Annotated in this window: 14 protein-coding genes; 8 read left to right on the forward strand and 6 right to left on the reverse strand. The window is 68.4% G+C overall.

The features are described from left to right. Positions 1-60: 60 nt before the first annotated feature. On the forward strand, positions 61-1,512 hold the full coding sequence (locus IM25_RS10920; protein WP_065996034.1) for an NAD-dependent succinate-semialdehyde dehydrogenase: 1,452 nt from the start codon (positions 61-63) through the stop codon (positions 1,510-1,512). Between the two features lie 80 nt (positions 1,513-1,592). Here the strand turns inward: IM25_RS10920 and IM25_RS10925 are convergent, their stop codons facing one another. Then, positions 1,593-1,928 carry a chorismate mutase gene (locus IM25_RS10925; protein WP_006553758.1) on the reverse strand — a complete coding sequence of 112 codons (336 nt, stop codon included), beginning with the start codon at positions 1,926-1,928 and terminating at the stop codon, positions 1,593-1,595. A 234-nt stretch (positions 1,929-2,162) separates the two neighbouring features. On the opposite strand from IM25_RS10925, the gene pcrA reads away from it, so the two are divergent. After that, positions 2,163-4,541 (forward strand): DNA helicase PcrA, encoded by a 2,379-nt coding sequence (gene pcrA / locus IM25_RS10930; protein WP_024103168.1) that lies wholly within the window; start codon positions 2,163-2,165, stop codon positions 4,539-4,541. Positions 4,542-4,651: 110 nt separating this feature from the next. On the opposite strand, the gene IM25_RS10935 is transcribed toward pcrA, so the two are convergent. After that, positions 4,652-5,641, reverse strand: coding sequence for a M23 family metallopeptidase (locus tag IM25_RS10935; protein WP_033098229.1), 990 nt, complete (start codon positions 5,639-5,641; stop codon positions 4,652-4,654). Between the two features lie 442 nt (positions 5,642-6,083). Between IM25_RS10935 and sucC the strand changes: the two genes are divergently transcribed. Both sucC and sucD read left to right on the forward strand, forming a co-directional pair. Beyond that, the gene (gene sucC / locus IM25_RS10940; protein WP_006553761.1) at positions 6,084-7,253 is read left to right on the forward strand and encodes an ADP-forming succinate--CoA ligase subunit beta; all 1,170 of its coding nucleotides are present in this window, start codon (positions 6,084-6,086) and stop codon (positions 7,251-7,253) included. Between the two features lie 16 nt (positions 7,254-7,269). Beyond that, entirely contained in the window at positions 7,270-8,172 is a 903-nt protein-coding gene (gene sucD, locus IM25_RS10945) for a succinate--CoA ligase subunit alpha (RefSeq protein WP_006553762.1), read from the forward strand. Positions 8,173-8,240: 68 nt separating this feature from the next. Here the strand turns inward: sucD and IM25_RS10950 are convergent, their stop codons facing one another. Next, positions 8,241-8,864, reverse strand: coding sequence for an IMPACT family protein (locus IM25_RS10950; protein ID WP_033098230.1), 624 nt, complete (start codon positions 8,862-8,864; stop codon positions 8,241-8,243). Between the two features lie 83 nt (positions 8,865-8,947). Here IM25_RS10950 and IM25_RS10955 point away from each other — a divergent pair, with 83 nt between their 5' ends. Genes IM25_RS10955 through purH form a run of 4 tightly spaced genes read left to right on the forward strand, consistent with a single transcriptional unit; the run spans position 8,948 to position 13,945 of the window. Then, complete coding sequence (locus IM25_RS10955; protein WP_033098231.1) at positions 8,948-10,042, forward strand: DUF5336 domain-containing protein; 1,095 nt, start codon at positions 8,948-8,950, stop codon at positions 10,040-10,042. Positions 10,043-10,091: 49 nt separating this feature from the next. Continuing rightward, positions 10,092-11,693, forward strand: a complete 1,602-nt coding sequence (locus IM25_RS10960) for a cell division protein PerM (RefSeq protein WP_065996035.1) — start codon at positions 10,092-10,094, stop codon at positions 11,691-11,693. Between the two features lie 55 nt (positions 11,694-11,748). Next, a complete protein-coding gene (purN, locus tag IM25_RS10965; RefSeq protein ID WP_024103172.1) occupies positions 11,749-12,396 on the forward strand; it encodes a phosphoribosylglycinamide formyltransferase in 648 nt (215 codons plus the stop codon). Then, a complete protein-coding gene (purH, locus tag IM25_RS10970) occupies positions 12,383-13,945 on the forward strand; it encodes a bifunctional phosphoribosylaminoimidazolecarboxamide formyltransferase/IMP cyclohydrolase (RefSeq protein WP_006553767.1) in 1,563 nt (520 codons plus the stop codon). The genes purN and purH overlap by 14 nt, the downstream gene beginning before the upstream one ends. Positions 13,946-13,984: 39 nt before the next feature. On the opposite strand, the gene IM25_RS10975 is transcribed toward purH, so the two are convergent. From IM25_RS10975 to IM25_RS10985, 3 genes are all read right to left on the reverse strand, one after another. Next, a complete protein-coding gene (locus IM25_RS10975; protein ID WP_006553768.1) occupies positions 13,985-14,227 on the reverse strand; it encodes a hypothetical protein in 243 nt (80 codons plus the stop codon). A 309-nt stretch (positions 14,228-14,536) separates the two neighbouring features. Further along, a complete protein-coding gene (locus IM25_RS10980) occupies positions 14,537-15,502 on the reverse strand; it encodes an alpha/beta hydrolase (protein ID WP_024103174.1) in 966 nt (321 codons plus the stop codon). Positions 15,503-15,514: 12 nt separating this feature from the next. Further along, positions 15,515-16,144, reverse strand: a complete 630-nt coding sequence (locus IM25_RS10985; protein ID WP_065996036.1) for a DUF4126 domain-containing protein — start codon at positions 16,142-16,144, stop codon at positions 15,515-15,517. Positions 16,145-16,197: the final 53 nt, after the last annotated feature.

A 16,197-nucleotide genomic window follows, 5' to 3' on the forward strand; every position in this document is an offset into this window, starting at 1 on the left:
GTGACGAAGGGATCCCTCGGTTTCCCACAGCGAGCGACCGCGACGCGCATGATGGGGCATATGGATGCTGCAGAACTGATTCGGTCCGTCCCCACCGACCTGTTCCTCGGCGGTGAGTGGGTGGCGGCCGAGAACGGAGCCACCTTCGGAGTCCACGATCCCGCGACCGGTGACGAACTCACCCGTGTCGCCGATGCCGCGCCCGGTGATGCCTTGCGGGCCCTCGACGCGGCCGTCGCGGCCGGTCCGGAATGGGCTGCGCCCCCGCCGCGAGAACGCGCCGAACTGTTGCGGACGGTGTGGCGGAAGATCACCGAACGCGCCGACGACTTCGCGCTGCTCATGACACTCGAGATGGGTAAGGCACTACCGGAGAGCCGATCGGAGGTGACCTACGGCGCCGAATTTCTGCGATGGTTCTCCGAGGAGGCGGTCCGCATCGCCGGTCGCTACACGCCCGCCCCTGCCGGCACCGGTCGCGTTCTCGTGACGAAACAACCCGTCGGTCCCTGCCTGGCCATCACACCGTGGAACTTCCCGCTCGCGATGGGAACCCGCAAGATCGGTCCCGCCCTCGCGGCGGGATGCACGATCATCGTCAAGCCCGCGTCCGAGACGCCCCTCACGATCCAGCTGCTCGCGCAGCTCTTCGACGAGGCAGGACTACCCAAGGGTGTCCTGTCGGTGCTCCCGTCCTCACATGCCGGTGAGGTCACCGGGCCGCTCCTCGAGGATCCCCGGCTGCGCAAGCTCACCTTCACCGGCTCCACCGAGGTCGGGCGCATGCTCGCCGAGAAGGCCGGTCGTTCGCTGCTGCGCACCTCGCTCGAGCTCGGAGGCAACGCGCCGTTCGTCGTCTTCGAGGACGCCGACCTCGACGCCGCGGTCGAGGGCGCGGTGGCAGCCAAGCTGCGCAACGGGGGAGAGGCCTGCACGGCCGCGAACCGCTTCCACGTCCACAACTCGGTGCGCGACGCCTTCGTCGCCAAGCTCACCGAACGCATGGCGTCGTACAAGCTCGGGCCGGGAACGGACCCCGACGCGACGCTGGGCCCCCTGGTCAACGAGAACCAGAAGAAGACCGTGATCGAACTCGTGCAGGACGCGGTGTCGGCGGGGGCCTCGGTGCGCCTGGGCGGTGAACCCGCGGACGGACCGGGATGGTTCTACCCGGCCACCGTGCTCGACGACGTGCCGAAGCAGGCCCGCATCCTGCAGGAAGAGGTCTTCGGGCCGGTCGCGGCCGTCACCGGCTTCGACACCGAGGAGGAAGCCCTCGCAGCGGCGAACGATACCCGCTACGGGCTCGCTGCCTACATCTTCACGCGCGACCTCGACCGGGCCCTGCGCGTGTCGCATGCGCTCGAAACGGGCATCGTCGGTGTGAACCGCGGTGTCGTCTCGGATGTCGCGGCCCCCTTCGGCGGAATCAAGGATTCCGGGCTGGGACGCGAGGGCGGTACCGAAGGCATCGAGGAATTCCTCGAAACCAAGTACATCGCCCTGCAGTAGGGAACTCGGCGATGGTCGGGACGGCCTCGCCGTCAGTGACGCGGACGGCCACGCCGTCAGTGACGCGGACGGCCTCGCCGTTAGTGGCCCAGGCGGCCACGCCCGAGGCGGAGCAGCAGCATCGCCAGGGTGTGGCCTTCCTGGCCCAACTCGCTGAACCGCTCGAGGACCTTCATCTCGCGGCTGTGCACGAGACGGGTACCGCCGGACGCCATGCGGGTACGCCCGATCATGCGGGAGACCTCGGTGCGGCGCTTGACCGCGGCCAGGATCTCGGCGTCGAGACGATCGATCTCCTTGCGGAGCTCCTCGATCTCGGCCTCGGTGGGCACTGCGGTGTCGTCGGTCGCGGCCGGTGTTCCGGCGTTCGCCTGGTCCGGCTCGCCGGAAAGGGAAGAATCGATGTGCGTGCTCATGTCGTCTCCTCGCATCTGCTCTGAAGGATCGCCCGTATGGGAGCGGCTGTTACCGGTATCGGGTCGGGCCGGCAGTCGGGAATCGACAGCGACAACCGGAACTCGATCCGAGCCTGCAAAGGACAGAAGACATGGTCTCCAGTTTGCCACTCACCATGTAGGCCCTGCCACTCGGCTTGATCGACTGTGTGGTCCGGATCCGTTGTCCGAACGGTCCGGTAGTTTGGTGAAACGATGAACACTCCCGTCGCGCTCGCAAACTCCCGCCCCGGATCCGATGCTCTTCTCGAAGGGCTCAATCCGCAGCAGCGGGAAGCGGTCACGCACGAAGGAGCCCCGCTGCTGATCGTCGCGGGCGCGGGCTCCGGCAAGACTGCGGTGCTCACGCGTCGCATCGCCTATCTGCTGGCCGAGCGCGGCGTCGTCCCTGGTCAGGTGCTCGCCATCACGTTCACCAACAAGGCCGCCGCCGAGATGCGCGAGCGGGTGGCGGCTCTGGTGGGGCCGCGCGCGAATGCGATGTGGGTCTCGACCTTCCACTCGAGCTGCGTCCGGATCCTGCGCGCGCAGGCGGGTCTGCTGCAGGGCATGAATTCGAATTTCACGATCTACGACGCCGACGATTCCCGTCGTCTGCTCACGATGATCGCGAAGGATCTCGAACTCGACAGCAAGAAGTACTCCGCCCGGCTGCTGTCCACACAGATCTCGAACCTGAAGAACGAATTGATCGGGCCGGAAGAAGCCGCCCACGAGGCGGAGACCGATTCGGCGGCCACCGAACTCACCCGCGTCGTCGCTCGGGTCTACGCGCACTACCAGCAGCGCCTGCGCACGGCGAACGCCTTCGACTTCGACGACCTCATCGGCGAGACGGTGGCGCTGCTGCAGGCTCATCCGCAGGTCGCCGAGTACTACCGGCGCCGGTTCCGTCACGTCCTGGTCGACGAGTACCAGGACACCAACCACGCGCAGTACGTGCTGGTGCGCACCCTCGTGGGCGATCCGGAGGAGGAATCCGCCGTCCCCCCGAGCGAACTGTGCGTGGTGGGCGACGCCGACCAGTCGATCTACGCCTTCCGCGGCGCCACGATCCGCAACATCGAGGAGTTCGAGCGCGACTATCCGCAGGCGCGCACGATCCTGCTCGAACAGAATTACCGCTCCACCCAGAACATCTTGTCGGCGGCCAATTCCGTCATCTCCAAGAACACGGGTCGCCGCGAGAAGCGGCTGTGGACCGATTCGGGTGAGGGCGAACTCATCACCGGCTACGTCGCCGACAACGAGCACGACGAGGCGCGGTTCGTCGCCGCCGAGATCGACCGGCTCGTCGACGGCGGCGACACCACCTACTCCGACATCGCGGTGTTCTACCGCACCAACAATGCCTCCCGCGCGTTCGAGGACGTCTTCATCCGGCACGGTGTGCCCTACAAGGTCGTCGGCGGTGTGCGGTTCTACGAGCGCAAGGAGGTGCGCGACGTCGTTGCGTACCTGAAGGTGCTCGACAACCCCGACGACACGGTGAGCCTGCGCCGCATCCTCAACACCCCTCGCCGCGGTATCGGCGATCGTGCCGAGGCGTGCGTGGCGGTGCACGCCGAGCGGCTCGGTGTGAGCTTCGGGCAGGCCCTCGCCGACGCCGCGGCCGGCAAGGTCGCGCTGCTGAACACGCGGGCGCAGAAGGCGATCGCCGGTTTCGTCGAGATGATGGACGGCCTGCGGGCGATGCTCGTCGCGAGCGACGCCGACGGCAACGACATGGTGGACATCGGCGACGTCGTCGAGGCGATCCTCGATCGCACCGGATACAGCGCCGAGTTGTCGGCGAGCGACGACCCGCAGGACGGCGCCCGTCTCGACAACCTCCACGAACTCGTCAGCGTGGCAAGGGAATTCAGTGCCGACGTCCGTAACGCGGCCGGGATCGTCGACGACGAACGTGAAGAGGGGGATCCCGAACCAGGATCGCTCGCGGCGTTCCTCGAGAAGGTCTCGCTCGTCGCCGACGCCGACCAGATCCCGGAGAACGAGGCCGGTGTGGTCACGCTGATGACGTTGCACACCGCGAAGGGCCTCGAGTTCCCGGTTGTGTTCGTCACCGGTTGGGAGGACGGCCAGTTCCCGCACATGCGTGCCCTCGGCGATCCGGCCGAGCTGTCCGAGGAACGGCGACTCGCGTATGTCGGCATCACGCGCGCCCGGCGTCGTCTCTATCTCACGCGGGCCGTGTTGCGTTCGTCCTGGGGGCAGCCGCTCACCAATCCGGAATCTCGTTTCCTGCAAGAGATTCCGCAGCACCTCATCGACTGGCGACGCCTCGAGCCCACGCCCGCCCGTGGTCAGGCGATCGGCTCCGGCACTGGTTCACGGTTCGGTGCGGGCGAGCGGCGCGGATCCTCGGGAACACCGAGTTTCGGTGCGGCGCGCGGACGCAACAACCACTTGGTGCTCGACGTCGGCGACCGCGTCAGCCATGACAAGTACGGTCTCGGAACGGTTCTCGAAACTCGGGGCTCGGGCCCCACGGCCACCGTCGTGATCGACTTCGGCAGTGCCGGCAAGGTGCGGTTGATGCTCGTCGGCGGTGTGCCGATGATCAAACTGTGATGCCCTGAAAGCCTGTGTCAGGCGCGGATTCGCACGAAAGAGCGGGTCCGCACCGAAGCGGGAAAGAGAGCGGAACGTGACGCACGCCGAACGTACGGCGGCGAGGTCGGTCAGTCGCGCTGGATGCCGAGGGCGATCCCCCGGGTGGCGAGCCACGGGACGGGATCGATCTTGTCGACGCCGTTGAGGTGCACCTCGAAGTGCAGGTGCGGGCCGGTGGAGAAGCCGCGGTTGCCCATGGTGGCGATCTGGTCGCCGGCCATGACGTGTTGACCCACGGTCACCAGGGACTGGTCGATGTGCCCGTACACGGTGATGGTGCCGTCGGCGTGGAGGAGGCGGACCCACATGCCGAAGCCGGAAGCCGGGCCGGAATCGATGACCTCACCGTCGGCGACCGCGAGGATCGGGGTGCCGATGGGGCCTGCGATGTCGACGCCGGCGTGGAGGGTGCCCCAGCGTGCGCCGAAGTTCGAGGTGAACGACCCCGCGGCGGGGAGGACGAACAGCGGGCGACGGGCCGCGGCCTCGCGCGCAGCGCGTTCCTCGCTGAATCGCTGGCCCTTGGCCAGGAGATTCGAGAACTGCGACAGGTCGTTCGGGTCGGCGATGTTGAGCACCTGCGGGGCCTGCGACGGCTCGGCGTCGGCGCTCGGCGCGAACTGTGCGGCCTGCGGCACTGCGGTGGCCGTGATGATCGAGGAATCGGCTTCGCCGGCGGCGAGAGCGACCTCGGAGTGCTCGGTGTTCTGTCCCGGACCACCATTGGCTGCGGCCTGGCCCGCGGCGACCACGGCGCCTGCGGCGACCGCGAAGACTGCGGCGCGGCCCTTGAGGGCAGTGGGGGGAGTGGGAAGTCGATGGGCTCCACCGCGGGATGCGGGAGCGGTGACGTCGGTGCTCTCGTCGCGACGATCCTGCGCGAAGCGGTCGTCGCGGACGGCGTGGCCGAAGGAGTCGGAGTAGTAGATGGGCTCGGAACCGGGGCCGGTGTTACGGAAGTCCATCGTGGCGGCTTCCCAGGCATTCCAGTCTTCGGGTGCCGATTCGGGACGGCGGGTTCGGCTCTCGGCACTCGGGTTACCAGAGCGCATCGCCATCCTCCGTTCGTGACCTCATCGTTACTTCGACCAGGCGACGGTAACGAAGTGATCGCGGGGGTGGCAAGCCGTAGTTCGTCCGGCGGACGTTATGTGAGTGGCATCACAGTGCAAACCGGGGCAAATTGGGACATGCCCCAGCGGCCGGAGTTCCAAACACTGTTTTCCGACACGTCACGAGTCTGTTGCATCGCGGCAGCGTGGGATCCGGTGTCGGGGAGCGAGTGGGTACCTGTCATTCTGAACCGAGTGCTCCGCTCGAACGTGGCGCCCGCCACGTCCCGGGAGGGGAACTGTGAAGTCGTTCCCGGACCTACGCGCGCGTGACCTGTGCCACATGGGACTGCCGCGCGTGATCCGCGGCCCGGCCGAGAAACTAGAGTCCGAAACGACCCGCTCGATACCCCGGAGCGGGCGTGAACGCAGACGAGACGGTGAGCAGATGGATCTCTTCGAATATCAGGCGAAGGAACTCTTCGCCAAGCATGACGTGCCGACGTCGGCCGGCCGTGTTACCGACACTGTCGCCGGTGCCCGCGAGATCGCGGAGGAAATCGGCAAGCCGGTCATGGTCAAGGCCCAGGTCAAGGTCGGCGGCCGCGGCAAGGCCGGTGGCGTGAAGTACGCCGCCACCGCGGACGACGCGCAGACCCACGCCGAGAACATCCTCGGGCTCGACATCAAGGGTCACATCGTCAAGAAGCTCCTGGTCGCCGAGGCCAGCGACATCGCGGAGGAGTACTACATCTCCTTCCTGCTCGACCGCACCAACCGCACCTACCTGGCGATGTGCTCGGTCGAGGGCGGCATGGAGATCGAAGAGGTCGCCGCCACCAAGCCGGAGCGCCTCGCCAAGGTCCCCGTCGACGCCGTCAAGGGTGTCGACCTCGCGTTCGCGCGCGAGATCGCCGAGAAGGGCCACCTGCCCGCCGAGGTCCTCGACGCCGCAGCCGTGACCATCCAGAAGCTGTGGGAGGTCTTCGTCAAGGAAGACGCTCTTCTCGTGGAGGTCAACCCCCTCGTCCGTACCCCGGACGACCAGATCCTCGCCCTCGACGGCAAGGTCACCCTGGATGCCAACGCCGACTTCCGTCAGCCCGGCCACGCCGAGTTCGAGGACAAGGACGCCACGGATCCCCTCGAGCTCAAGGCCAAGGAGAACGACCTCAACTACGTCAAGCTCGACGGCGAGGTCGGAATCATCGGGAACGGCGCCGGCCTGGTCATGTCGACCCTCGACGTCGTCGCCTACGCAGGCGAGAAGCACGGCGGCGTCAAGCCCGCCAACTTCCTCGACATCGGTGGCGGTGCCTCTGCGGCCGTCATGGCTGCCGGTCTCGACGTCATCCTGAACGACGCTCAGGTCAAGAGCGTGTTCGTCAACGTCTTCGGTGGCATCACCGCGTGCGACGCGGTCGCGAACGGCATCGTCAAGGCCCTCGAGATCCTCGGCGACGAGGCCAACAAGCCGCTGGTCGTCCGCCTCGACGGCAACAACGTCGACGAAGGTCGCCGCATCCTCGCCGAGGCCAACCACCCGCTGGTCACGGTCGTCGCCACCATGGACGAGGCTGCCGACAAGGCGGCCGAACTCGCCTTCGCAGCGAAGTAAAGGGACACACAGAACAATGGCAATCTTCCTTACCAAGGATTCCAAGGTCATCGTCCAGGGCATCACCGGCGGCGAGGGCACCAAGCACACCGCGCTCATGCTCAAGGCCGGCACCCAGGTCGTCGGCGGCGTGAACGCCCGCAAGGCCGGCACGACGGTCTCGCACACCGACAAGGACGGCAACCCGGTCGAGCTCCCCGTCTTCGGCTCCGTCGCCGAGGCCATGAAGGAGACCGGCGCCGACGTCTCGATCGCGTTCGTTCCCCCGGCCTTCTCGAAGGACGCCATCGTCGAGGCCATCGACGCGGAGATCCCGCTGCTCGTGGTCATCACCGAGGGCATCCCGGTGCAGGACTCCGCCTACGCTTGGGCGTACAACGTCCAGAAGGGCAACAAGACCCGCATCATCGGCCCCAACTGCCCCGGCATCATCACCCCGGGTGAGGCGCTCGTCGGCATCACCCCGGCGAACATCGCCGGCAAGGGTCCGGTCGGCCTCGTCTCGAAGTCGGGCACCCTGACCTACCAGATGATGTTCGAGCTGCGCGAGTACGGCTTCTCGACCGCCATCGGCATCGGCGGCGACCCGGTCATCGGCACCACCCACATCGATGCCATCGAGGCGTTCGAGAAGGACCCGGAGACCAAGGTCATCGTCATGATCGGCGAGATCGGCGGCGACGCCGAGGAGCGCGCGGCCGATTACATCAAGGCCAACGTGACCAAGCCCGTCGTCGGCTACGTCGCAGGCTTCACCGCTCCCGAGGGCAAGACCATGGGCCACGCCGGCGCCATCGTCTCGGGCTCCTCGGGCACCGCTCAGGCCAAGAAGGACGCTCTCGAGGCGGCCGGCGTGAAGGTCGGCAAGACGCCGTCCGAGACCGCTGCGCTCGCTCGCGAGATCCTGCAGTCGCTCTGACAGCAGCGTCGCCTTCCGTGCGCGCCTTCCGGTGGCGTTCCGCCATCGGGAGGCGCGCACGCGCCGTTTCAGGAGTCGATCCAGTCGACTCCCGCGGGTTCGAGTTCGCCCGCCCCGGACGTCAGTGACGCCACCCAGCCCTCCAGTTCGCTCCGCTCGCGCCCCGCGACGGTGAGGACCACCCGGTCCGCATAGGTCACGTCGAGCACTGCGACCCCGCGGCCGCGCAGTTCCGCCTCCACGCGACCCGCTTCGCCGTGATCGATCGCGAGGGTGAACTTCTCCTGCTGCCTGCGCTCGACGAGGGGCGCCTCGTCCAAGGCCGTCGCGACCGCACCCGAGTACGCGCGCACCAGCCCGCCCGCGCCGAGCTTGATCCCTCCGAACCATCGGGTTACCACCACCGCGACGTTCACCAGATCCCGGTGGTGCAGGACCTGCAGCATCGGGATGCCGGCCGTGCCGCCCGGCTCCCCGTCGTCGCTCGACCGCTCGGCACGCGCCGACGGGTCGTCACCCACCACGAACGCCCAGCAGTGATGTCGGGCATCGGGATACAGTCGGCGTTGTTCGTCGACGAAGGCGAGCGCGGCGTCGGCCGTGTCGACACGACGAACCGCGGCGAGGAAACGCGAGTGCTTCACCTCCGTCTCGACCACGACGTCGGGGCCCGGGGCGAGAGTGTGCGGCATGGACCCCATTCTCTCGGGTAGTCCCTAGGCTGTTGACTGCAGGACGAGTGACCGACACACACCGATCGACGGCAGGAGAATCGATGACATTCCCCGCAGGCGCATCCGCCCAGAGCAAGGTGGTGCCGTTGTTGCTGCCACTCGCGGTGGCCGTGCTCGGTGCCGTGAACTTCCTCCTCGGCCTCACGCCCTTCGTGAACATCACCTTCGGCTCGCAGGTGGCGCTCACGTCCTTCGATTTCGGCTTCGCCGTCGTGCCGCTGGCCTTCCTGCTCTTCGGCGGTGTGAGCGCGGCGCTGTCGCTGCTCCCCGGCCAGGACCTGCGTGCGGTGGTCGTCGCGGCGTCGGGCGTCGGTTTCGTGACATCCCTGTTCCAGCTCTTCCATCTGCCCGAGGACACCGGGATCGCGTGGGGCGGCGTGACGATCCTCGTCCTCGGTTTCCTGCAGTTCGCGCTGGCGCTCGTCGCATTGCTGTTCGGCCTCGGCATCCTCGTGTCCGGCCGGTCGGGTGAGCGGAGTTCCTTCGGGTCGCCGCAGAGCGCCGGGCAGTACCAGGGATTCGGGCCCGGTGCGGGAACAGGTGAGCCCCAGGGCTCCGGTTCGCCGCAGGGTTACGGCCCGCAGGGATACGGCCAGCCCTACGGCTCGCAGCAGGGAGCCGTCGGCGGGCAGTCCCAGTTCGGTGCGCCGCATCCCGGACACCAGGCGTATCCCGGACAGCAGACGTCGGGGGAGTACTCCGGCGCGCAGCAGTATTCGGGGTCGCAGCAGTACGGCGGGTCCCAGCAGTATCCGGGCGCCCAGCAGTACGGCGGGCAGCAGTACAGCGGAGCCCAGCAGTTCCCCGGTTCCCAGCAGTTCCCGGGCGCTCAGCAGTTCCCGGGCGCTCAGCAGTACGGCGGGGGAGCACAGTATTCCGGTGCCCAGCAGTACGGCGCCGGCCAGCAGTACACGGGTGCGCAGCCGACCCAGCAGTACCCGATCCAGGAACCGCACGGCGCTCAGGACTCGACGGACCACACCGACACCCGGGCGGACGGCCCAGCCACCCGGGCGGACGGCACAGTGTCCGATGACGACACGACGGGCACGGAACGTCGCGAGGAGACCGGGACCACTGCGACCGGCGACCAGGACGCCACGCAGGCCTTCCGCGCACCGGACGACCAGCGGTGATCGGCGCGCCTGACACCACGATCGCCGTGTCGGTGACACTCTCGAACCGATGACTTCGACGCTCGGCCGGTCTACCCGGCACGTTCCAACCGACGACGACAGCCTGGACCCGGAGCGGTTTCGCATCCTGCTCGGCACCGCCGCCCGCGTTCCGGCGGTGACGCTCGCCGTCGTGGCCACCATCGTGGTGACGACGATGGTCGTCGCCAACAGCGACCTCACCGGCATCTACGCTGCGATCGCCGGCACGTGGCTCGCACTGCACCAGGTGACGCTCACGATCGACGGCACGTCGCTCGGTGTGCTGCCGCTGCTGCCCACCGCGGTCCTGGTATGGCAGGCGGCGCGCGGGTGCGCGTCCGCGGCCGACGCGCTCGTCGAGAACAGTGGGTACGCCCTCGACCGTCAGGATGTCTCGCGCATCACCGTCGCCGTCCTCGCCGGCCCGCTACTGGTGACCGCGGCGTCGCTGATCGTGCTGCAGGATGCGGCGAGCGTGCTGCCGGTGACGCCTCCGAATGCAGCTGCCGCGCTCGCGTGGGTCACCGCCATCTACCTGGCCGCGGCTCTCATCGGTATCGGCTCCCGTGTGTGGAAGCCGCTGGTGCGCTACTACTCGGCTCCCGATTGGCTCCTGCTCGCCTTCCGTCCGGCACTGCGGGTGCTGCTGGGGATGTTCGCCCTCGGTGGGGTGGCGGTCGTCGCCGGACTGTTGTGGTCGTGGAACGTCGTCGGTGAACTGCTCGCGCGCGGGGATCACTGGACCGGCGTGCTGGGGCTGACGGTGATGTCGATCCTGTACCTGCCCAACGTCATCATCGGTGCCGCGGCCGTTCTGGCGGGCAGCACCGTGCACGTCGGCGACATCCACCTGAGCCTGTTCGAGGCGACGGGCGGTGACCTCCCGGCGCTGCCGGTGCTCGCGGCGGTCCCCTCGGGTCCGGCCGCAGCGTTCTGGCCGGTGCTGCTGGCCGTTCCGGCGACGGTCGGTGCGCTGCTCGGACGTTTCGCCGCGCAGCGAACCCTGCAGGCGAAGGCCGACGGTGCCCCGGTGGGCAGCGCCGACGCTTCATGGACGGTGCTCGCTGCCGCAGCGGGCGCCGGACTCGTCACGGCGCTGGCGACCTGGGTTGCGGGCGGCCCGCTCGGCGTCTTCGGCACGGTCGGCGCCAACTGGTGGCTCGCCGGCATCCTCGTCTTCGCCTGGTCGGGCCTGCTCGGCATCATCACGGCGCAGCTGCTCGTGTGGCGCGAAGGACGATTGGCCGCGGTGGCACTGCGCGCCGACACCGAGGTGGACGAGGAGACCTCGGAGGATGCGACGGACGCGGCCGAGGCCGACGACGCCGCTGATGCAGGAGCCGACGGAGAACTCGAGGCGGCCGAGAACGAGACCTCGGCACTCGAAGCTCCTGTGGCAGAGGACACCACCGCCGCCGAGCGCGAGGTGGCAGAAGTCGACGAGGACGAAGCCGCCGCAGTCGACGAGGACGAGGCTGCCGAGGACGACGCGGAGAGCCTCGAAGAGGATGCGGACGCCGACGACGTCATCGACGCCGAGGTGGTCGAGGTCGTCGACGAGGATGACGCCGAGGACGACGACGAGCCCGCCGAGGAGGTCGCGAACAAGGCCGAAAAGGGTGCCGACTAGGCTCTCCTACGGCCGGTCGATCGGCCGACCCACCTCGACTTCACAGGAGTGGACCCTGACTGCCTCGCGTGACCAGCTGCCGCCCACCGCGCCGGCGCGGCTCGTCGTCCTCGCTTCGGGCACGGGCAGCCTCTTGCGTTCGCTGCTCGACGCCACCCGGACCGACGGATATCCCGCGACAGTCGTCGCTGTCGGTGTCGACCGCGAATGCCCCGCCGAAGGGCACGCCGCCGACGAAGGGATCCCCTCGTTCCGCGTCGCGTTGCGCGACTTCGAGGACCGCACCGCGTGGGACCGCGCGCTGACCGACGCGGTCGCCGCCCACGAACCCGACCTCGTGGTGTCCGCAGGCTTCATGAAGATCCTGGGTTCGGCGTTCCTGGAACGGTTCGCCGGCCGCATCATCAACACTCATCCCGCGCTGCTGCCGTCGTTCCCCGGCGCGCACGCCGTCGCCGACGCCCTGGCCTACGGCGTCAAGGTCACCGGTTCGACGGTGCATCTCGTCGACGGGGGAGTCGACACCGGACCGATCCTCGCGCAGGAAGCCGTGCAGGTGCTCGACGACGACGACGAGGACACCCTGCACGAGCGCATCAAGGTTGTGGAGCGGCGGCTGCTGGCCGAGATGGTCGCCGCCGTCGCCACCCGTGGAGTTGTTTCCGATGGACGAAAGGCCGTGATCCCCGGTGACCGAACGTAAGACTGTGCGCCGCGCGCTGGTCAGCGTGTACGACAAGAGCGGGCTGGTGGAGCTGGCGACAGGGCTCCACGCGGCAGGTGTCGAGCTGGTCTCGACCGGCTCCACGGCCAAGACCATCGCCGACGCAGGTGTGCCGGTGACGAAGGTCGAGGAACTGACCGGCTTCCCCGAGTGCCTCGAGGGCCGGGTGAAGACCCTGCACCCGCGCGTGCACGCCGGCATCCTCGCCGACACCCGCAAGCAGGACCACCTCGATCAGATCGCCGATCTGGGCATCGAGGCGTTCGAACTCGTCGTCGTGAACCTCTACCCGTTCACGCAGACGGTCGCCTCGGGTGCGAGCCCCGACGAGTGCGTCGAGCAGATCGACATCGGTGGCCCGTCGATGGTGCGTGCCGCGGCGAAGAACCACCCGTCGGTCGCGGTCGTCGTCGACCCGGCCGCCTACGGTGACGTGCTCGCCGCCGTCGAGGGTGGCGGTTTCACCCTCGAGCAGCGAAAGCGTCTTGCCGCGCAGGCGTTCCAGCACACCGCCGCCTACGACGTCGCGGTGGCGAGCTGGATGAACAGCGATTACGCGGCGCCCGAGGGCGACGAGTCGCAGTTCCCGGCGTGGACCGGCGCTACCTGGACCCGCGCGAATGTCCTTCGCTACGGCGAGAACCCGCACCAGGCCGCGGCCCTGTACGTGAACGAGGCCGGTGAGCCGGGGCTCGCGCAGGCCGAGCAGTTCCACGGCAAGGAGATGTCCTACAACAACTACCAGGACGCCGACGCCGCCTGGCGCGCCGCGCACGACCACAGCGAGCCGTGCGTCGCGATCATCAAGCACGCCAATCCGTGTGGCATCGCGATCGCCGACGACATCGCCACCGCGCACCGCAACGCGCACGAGTGCGATCCGGTCTCGGCCTTCGGTGGCGTCATCGCCGCCAACCGTGAGGTGAGCGTCGAGATGGCGGAGCAGGTCGCCGAGATCTTCACCGAGGTGATCATCGCCCCGTCGTACGCCGACGGGGCTGTCGACGTGCTCTCCCGCAAGAAGAACATCCGCATCCTGCGCGCCGATTCGCCGAAGTCGGCTCCGGTCGAGATCCGTCAGATCTCCGGCGGGCTGCTCCTGCAGGAGCGCGACGTGCTCACCGCGGACGGCGACTCCACCACCAACTGGCAGCTCGCGTGCGGCGAGGCAGCCGACGAGGCCACGCTGCGCGATCTCGAATTCGCCTGGCGCGCATGCCGTGCAGTGAAGTCCAACGCGATCCTGCTGGCCTCGGGCGGCGCGACCGTCGGTGTCGGCATGGGTCAGGTCAACCGCGTCGACTCGGCGCGACTCGCCGTCACCCGTGCGGGTGATCGTGTCGCCGGGTCGGTGGCCGCGTCGGATGCCTTCTTCCCGTTCGCCGACGGTCTACAGGTGCTGACCGAGGCCGGCGTGAAGGCGATCGTGCAGCCGGGTGGCTCGGTGCGCGACAACGAGGTCATCGAGGCCGCTCGCGAGGCCGGCGTGACGCTGTACCTCACCGGCGCGCGGCACTTCGCGCACTAGTCACGAACACACACGCGCGGCACCCACGCGCATCGTCGCTCAGGCGGCGTGCGCGTGGGTGCCGTTGTCGTGCGCGGTGGGTTCGACGGTGCGCTTGCCGCGCCCCTCGGAGATGACGAGCTTGGCAGCGCCGCGGTCGAGCAGCTCGCGGATGAGATCCGCGGAGGCGGCGCCGCTCTCGGTACCGCCGACCCGGCTCAGGTCGATGGTGATGGCGTGACCGGTGAGGTCGTCGGGCAGTTCGGTCGACACGGTGCCGCCGGATTCGATTCTCAGTTTCATGGTGTTTCTCCTGTCGAGGTGATCTTGTACGGGTCGCGGTCGGGGATAGAGAAAGGGCACCCGGGGCGTATGTGCCCCGAGTGCCCGAGAACGAGTCGTCGTGTGACTTCTATTCTCGGGATCGCTCCGCCGCGAAGTGGAAGAAGAAGTGAGAAAACGGTACGGAACAACCGGCTACGTACATGTGCTTGTATCGCATCGGACCGTACCTTTCTCATGTGAACCAGTTGGTTAACGGATGACCATACACGAACAACGCGGAAAGGACATTTGTTATTTCCGCGTCGTCCGTGCGTGGGGGTGGGCCGATCAGCCCCTCAGCTTGTCGAGCCACGCCTCGAAACCGGACGTGAACTCGTCGGAGAAGGGCAGGTCGGCGACGTAGTCGGCGCCCGTCGACTGCTGGTCGCCGATGTCCTTGAGCACGTGGTTGGTGCGCGTCATGCGCAGCGACGTCAGACGGGTGTGGACGAGTGCCGCGTCGAGCGCGTCGACGTCCTCGACCCGCACCTGGATGTCCTTGGACGAGACCGCGGTGAGCACCGGCAGGTCGCCGGCGACCTGTGCGGCGAGCATCCGCGGATCGAGCGCGTCCTCCTCGGCGAGTGCCTTCGCGTTGGTGGGGACGAGCCCGGCGTTGCGCAGCGGCTCGGGGAGAGTGTCGCTGAGGGTGCCGTCGGCGCGGAGCGACTCGACCGCGCCGGTGAGCGCGACCCGCAGTTCATCGGCGATCTGGACGGGAAGTTGTCCCGCGGCGACGACGGCGTCGAGCTGTGCGTCGATCTGGGCGGTCAGCAGGTCGAGCAGGCGCACGGCGAGCGGTTCGAGCAGGCCGAGTCCGGCGATCGAGTCGTTGTCCTGGGCGAGCGACAGCGCGATCAGCGCGCCCTCGCTGTGCCCGACGACGTAGAGCCGCTCCGGGTCGACCCCGCGCTGCGAACCGAGGAAGGCGAGCGCATCGGCGGCGCCGTCGATGAATGTCGAGAAACCGAGATCGGCGACGTCCTCGACGCTGTACGGGCCGAGCGCGGTCACACCGCTGCCGAGCTTGTCGTAGCGCAGACTCGCGAATCCCTTGCGTTCGAGCACGTCGGCGAGATGCCGCAGGGTGCCGATCGATCCGGGGAGCAGTGCGCTGTCGCCGTTGCGGTCGGTGGGACCGCTGCCGGCGAGCAGCAGCACGGCGGGCACCGGACCCCTCATGGAGACGGGTACCCGCAGGCTGCCGTGCAGGGTCACGTCGCCGCTGGAAAAGGTGATCTCGGTGTCCGACATGTCATGTGTCTATCAGAAGTCGCCGGACCGGCCCGTGTCGAGGGCGCCGCGGTGTGGCGTCGGTTTCGTGCGTGACGAACGGGCCCGGCGTCCCCGACGGTAGCCCCGTACGCCGAGCCATCCGAACAGCGCCAGCAGCGGGACGACGAGCAGGGGAGCGAGCAGCGCGATCAGCGACGTGACGAACGAGGCGACGCTCTCGACGATCGACAGCACCGGGTTGCCGAAACCGGCGGTGGTCGCGGTACTCGCGACCCGCGTGCCCGTCTGCGCCGTGCTCACCGCCAGGGCGGTCGGGGCGCCGATGACGATGCCCGCGAGTGCCGCCATCGCGGGATCGAGACTCGCGAAGGCCGCCCACGCCGCAAGCGCACCCGCGACCGGCCGGGTCACCGTGCCGAGGGCGGACAGTGCGTTGTCCACGAGCGGCACGAGGTCGGCGACGACCTCCACGGCGGTGGCGATCGTCAGGGCGACGAGCGCCGAGGTGGACCCGAGCCACTGCATCGATTCGTTGAGGACGACCCCGAAGAGTTCGAAGTGGACCGCGGCCGACAGGAGCAGCAGCGGCAGGAAGGTGCGCAGCCCGGTGGCGGCCGCGAGCCCCAGCCCGAGCAGGGCCGCCAGGATCCAGGTGTCCATGCGGCGAGTGTAGGCGGACCGGTCGCGGGATCGCGGATGCCGAAACGGCGGTT

It is taken from the genome of Rhodococcus sp. p52, from assembly GCF_000763325.2.
In the GTDB taxonomy this organism is placed as follows: Bacteria; Actinomycetota; Actinomycetes; order Mycobacteriales; family Mycobacteriaceae; genus Rhodococcus; species Rhodococcus pyridinivorans.